This window comes from Rhizobium sp. 25PS6 (assembly GCF_032464655.1).
In the GTDB taxonomy this organism is placed as follows: Bacteria; Pseudomonadota; Alphaproteobacteria; order Rhizobiales; family Rhizobiaceae; genus Rhizobium; species Rhizobium laguerreae.
Map to the genome: position 1 here is coordinate 1 of NZ_JAWDIV010000048.1, position 1,986 is coordinate 1,986.

Annotated in this window: 1 protein-coding gene; it reads right to left on the bottom strand. The window is 62.1% G+C overall.

Annotated elements, in window-relative coordinates; genetic code table 11:
- On the bottom strand, positions 1-1,986 hold a 1,986-nt coding region (locus RWK44_RS34665), incomplete at both ends, for a beta strand repeat-containing protein (protein WP_316030154.1).

Consider the following 1,986-nt stretch of genomic DNA (forward strand, 5'->3'; position numbering starts at 1 on the left):
GGTGACGATGTCGCTCGCACTGTCGACCACATAGATGTCGTTGCCCGCACCGCCGACCAGCGTGTCATTGCCGGTGCCACCGTCCAGCAGATCGTTGCCGGCGCCGCCGATGATCGTGTTGGCGAGCGCATTGCCGGTGCCGATAAAATCGCCGGCGCCGATGAAAGCCAGGTTTTCGACATTGGCAATATTGGTCAAGGCATAGGAAGAAAGCACCGTCCTGATCAGATCGGTCCCTTCATTCACCCCTTCGGTGACCACGTCGGCCAGATCATCGACGATATAGATGTCGTTGCCCGCTCCGCCGATCAGGGTGTCAGCGCCAGCCGCACCATTCAGCGTGTCGTTGCCGACACCACCAGTGATCGTGTTGGCGAGGCTATTGCCTGTCCCGACAAAGGCTGCCGTTCCGATATAAATGAGGTTCTCGACATTGGCTCCCAGTGTGTAGGCGGCCAGGGCCGTGCGAACCGTGTCGGTTCCCGCGGCGGCGTTCTCGGCAACGCTGTCGCCGGCATTGTCGACGATATAGGTGTCGTCGCCCGCACCGCCGATCAGCGTATCGGCGCCTGCCCCGCCATTCAGCGTGTCGTTGCCGTCGCCGCCTGACAGCGTATCGATGGCTGCCGCCCCTGTGATTACATTGTCGAGATCGTTTCCGGTCCCGGCAAAGGCTGCCGTTCCGATTCCGATATAGGTGAGGTTCTCGACATTGGCGCCAAGCGTATAGCTTGCCAGCACGGTCTTGACCGTATCGGTTCCCGCGGCGGCGTTTTCGGCAACGCTGTCGCCGGCATTGTCGACGATATAGGTGTCGTCGCCCGCACCGCCGATCAAGCTATCGGCACCTGCCCCGCCATTCAGCGTGTCATGGCCGGCGCCGCCGGTGATGGTGTTGGCCAGCGCATTGCCGGTGCCGGTGAAGTTGGCCGATCCCGTGTAGCTCAGGTTCTCGACATTGATCAGTGCAGCGATCGAATAGGCTGCAAGCGCCGTGCGGATTTCGTCGGTGCCGGCACTGGCCAACTCGGTGACGACGTCGCTCGCGCTGTCGACCACATAGATGTCGTTGCCCGCGCCGCCGATCAGCGTGTCATTGCCGGCGCCGCCGTCCAGCAGATCATTGCCGGCGCCGCCGGTGATCCTGTTGGCGAGCGCATTGCCGGTGCCGGTGAAGTTGGCAGATTCCGTGTAGCTCAGGTTCTCGACATTGGTCAGTGCCGCGATCGAGTAGGTCGCAAGCGACGTGCGAATTTCGTCGGTGCCGACACTGGCCGCCTCGGTGATGACGTCGGCCAGATCATCGACGATATAGATGTCGTTGCCCGCTCCGCCGATCAGCGTGTCAGCACCTGCCCCGCCATTCAGCGTGTCGTTGCCGACACCACCAGTGATCGTGTTGGCGAGGCTATTGCCTGTCCCGACAAAGGCTGCCGTTCCTGCATAGGTGAGGTTCTCGACATTGACGCCAAGCATATAGTTTGCCAGCACGGTCTTGACCGTGTCGGTTCCCGCGGCGGCGTTCTCGGCAACGCTGTCGCCGGCATTGTCGACGATATAGGTGTCGTCGCCCGCACCGCCGATCAGGCTATCGGCACCTGCCCCGCCATTCAGCGTGTCATGGCCGTCGCCGCCTGACAGCGTATCGATGGCTGCCGCCCCTGTGATTACATTGTCGAGATCGTTTCCGGTGCCGGCAAAGGCTGCCGTTCCGATTCCGATATAGGTGAGGTTCTCGACATTGGCGTCAAGCATATAGCTTGCCAGAGTCGTGCGAACCGTGTCGGTTCCCGCGGCGGCGTTCTCGGCAACGCTGTCGCTGGCATTGTCGACGATATAGGTGTCGTCGCCCGCACCGCCGATCAAGCTATCGGCACCTGCCCCGCCATTCAGCGTGTCATGGCCGGCGCCACCGGTGATGGTGTTGGCCAGCGCATTGCCGGTGCCGGTGAAGTTGGCCGATCCCGTGTAGCTCAGGTTCTCGAC